The 2,324-nt window shown below is 59.1% G+C and carries 3 protein-coding genes; 1 reads left to right on the top strand and 2 read right to left on the bottom strand.

The window, feature by feature from the left end; translation table 11 throughout:
- Together AC1DWI_RS20155 and AC1DWI_RS20150 are read right to left on the bottom strand one after the other, a co-directional pair.
- A partial coding sequence (locus tag AC1DWI_RS20155) for a mannose-1-phosphate guanylyltransferase (RefSeq protein WP_477725572.1) occupies positions 1 to 708 on the bottom strand: 708 nt, incomplete at its 3' end.
- Complete coding sequence (locus tag AC1DWI_RS20150; protein WP_457281197.1) at positions 701 to 1,063, bottom strand: MarR family EPS-associated transcriptional regulator; 363 nt, start codon at positions 1,061 to 1,063, stop codon at positions 701 to 703. The genes AC1DWI_RS20155 and AC1DWI_RS20150, both read right to left, overlap by 8 nt.
- 180 nt (positions 1,064 to 1,243) lie before the next feature.
- On the opposite strand from AC1DWI_RS20150, the gene AC1DWI_RS20145 reads away from it, so the two are divergent.
- Positions 1,244 to 2,324, top strand: a 1,081-nt coding sequence (locus AC1DWI_RS20145; RefSeq protein WP_477725571.1) for an MraY family glycosyltransferase, incomplete at its 3' end; no start/stop codon positions are given.

The raw sequence follows: 2,324 nt of genomic DNA, 5'->3' as shown, positions 1-2,324 counted from the left end.
CTGCTGGTCCTCTCCGACCGCTGACACAGCCAGCCGGCAGCCTTGCAGAATGTCGGGCGCATGTTGTTCCAGGGCCGCGATCAGTGTGTCGGCGCGCGTCAGGAAGATACCGGCGTTCCAGAGCGTGTCACCCTGCAATATCAGTGCCTGGGCTTTTTCTGCGTCGGGTTTTTCAATAAAACGCGCGACTTTGGCGCTACCGTCGCCGCGCTCCGCGCCTTGCTGGATATAACCGTAGGCCGTTGCCGGAAAAGCCGGCACCACGCCAAAAGTCACGATCTCACCGCTCAGCGCCGCCGCCAGGCCCCGGCCCACCATGGCGGAAAAGGCCCCAACATCGGGGATATGGTGATCCGAAGGGCAAAACAGCAGGACTTGACCGGGTTTGGCGAGCAGCGCCGCGAGCGCCATCGCAGGCGCTGTGTTGCGCCCGGTGGGCTCCAGCACAATCCGGCCCTTGACGCGAGCTGCCTGCATGGCTTCGCTGACGAGGAATCGGTGTTCTTCCGAGGCGACGCAGATCACATCGGGCGCGGTTGCGCTGTCTCCGTTGACGTGTGCCACCCGCTCCAGGGTCAGCTGCAGCAGGCTTTTACCGCCGATCAGCGGGACGAACTGTTTCGGGAAGCTTTTCCGCGACAGCGGCCAAAGCCGTGTGCCTGCGCCGCCGCAGAGGATGACAGGCGTGATGGTGACGGTTTCAGTCATGGTTGTGATCAGTGCTGGTTTTTGCCTGGGTGACTTCGACTTTGAGGTTTTCGATTTCAACCTTGAGGTTTTCGTACTCCGCCAACTTGCGTTCGAGAAAGCGCAAGGTCAGGCCGGCCTTCTCGGAAATGCCGTTCGGCGTCAACAGATAGGCGTAAGCCAGCTTTTTTTCGCTGCGGCTGAAGCTTTGCATCTTGATGAAGCCCTTGTCGAGCAGCGCTTTCAGGCAATAGTTGGTTTTGCCCAAGCTAACGCCCAGCGCATTGGCGAGATCGCGCTGGTTCATATGAGGATTGGCCTCCAGCAGGCGCAGTACCCGCAGGTGGTTTTCTTCCTGAAGTGAAGAATTCAGCAAATGGATGATTCAGCTGTTCAATKAGTGAACAGGATATTACCACTGCTGCCGCATGGGTAGAACACCGGCGTGAGGGATTATTTACACCGTTGCGGCAGGTCCTGGCAGGACTGTGAGGAAACTGCAAGGAGGCGGGCCGGGGTATGCGCTGATAATTGCGGCAAATAAAGCGGGGGCCCCATGGTATTTCTGGTTTGTCTGAGTTTCACGGTGTCGCTAATCGCCTCCATGCTGGTTATCCGCATGGCGCGTGAGCATGCCAGCCGATACGACGTGAGCAAACCGCAGCGGTTCCATGCGGGAAACATACCGCGCGTCGGCGGCATCGGGATACTGCTGGGCTTATTGGCTGGCTTGCTTGCCGGCGTGATAGCTGAAACAACCGCCAGCCGGGTAAATGTGCCCATGAGCTGGCATACCGCCCTGCAATTGGTGGTGGTCCTGCTGCCAGCCGTGCTGGGCGGCGTTTATGAAGATCTCACGCAGCGGCTGACGGTGCGTTACCGCCTGTTGCTGACGGGCCTGTCCGCAGCGCTGGCGTGCAGCCTGTTCGGGCTGGCGTTACCGCGGCTCGGTGTGCCAGGAATCGACATGCTGCTGCTGTCATTTCCCTGGGTCGGCGTTGCCTTGGCTTTTTTCGCGTTCTGCGGCTTGCCGCACGCGTTCAATATCATTGATGGCTACAACGGCCTGGCGGGTACCGTCGCGTCGCTCATCTGCCTGGCAATCGCCTATGTCGCGCTTCAGCTTGGTGACCGTCAGCTGGCTGCCATCGTTGTCTGCCTGGCAGGTGCGACCATGGGTTTTCTCATGTGGAATTACCCCCGTGGCCTGATTTTTGCGGGGGATGGGGGTGCCTATCTCTGGGGTGTTGTGATCGCGCTCGCCTGCATACTGCTGGTGCAGCGCCACCAGATGGTTTCGCCGTGGTTTCCGATGCTGTTGATCATTTATCCGGTCTGGGAGACTGTTTTTTCGATCTACCGAAAGCTGGCGCGCGGCGGATCGCCCGGGGTGGCTGATGCGCTGCATTTCCATCAGCTGATCTACCGCCGCCTGGTGCGTGGTGTGTTCCACGATGACGAGTCGCGGCGCATGTTGATGCGCAACAACCGGACGTCACCTTATCTCTGGAGCTTTACCTTGCTGACTGTGGTGCCGGCAGTGCTGTTCTGGCGTGAGACTTCGATCCTCATGATGTTTTGCGCGCTGTTTGTGTTGACGTATGTCGGTTTTTATATCGCGATCATCCGTTTCAAGG

The sequence above is a fragment of the Polaromonas sp. P3_C2 genome (assembly GCF_056402675.1).
The sequence above is the reverse complement of the archived record's forward strand: the minus strand, read 5'-3'. Positions and strand labels throughout refer to the sequence as shown.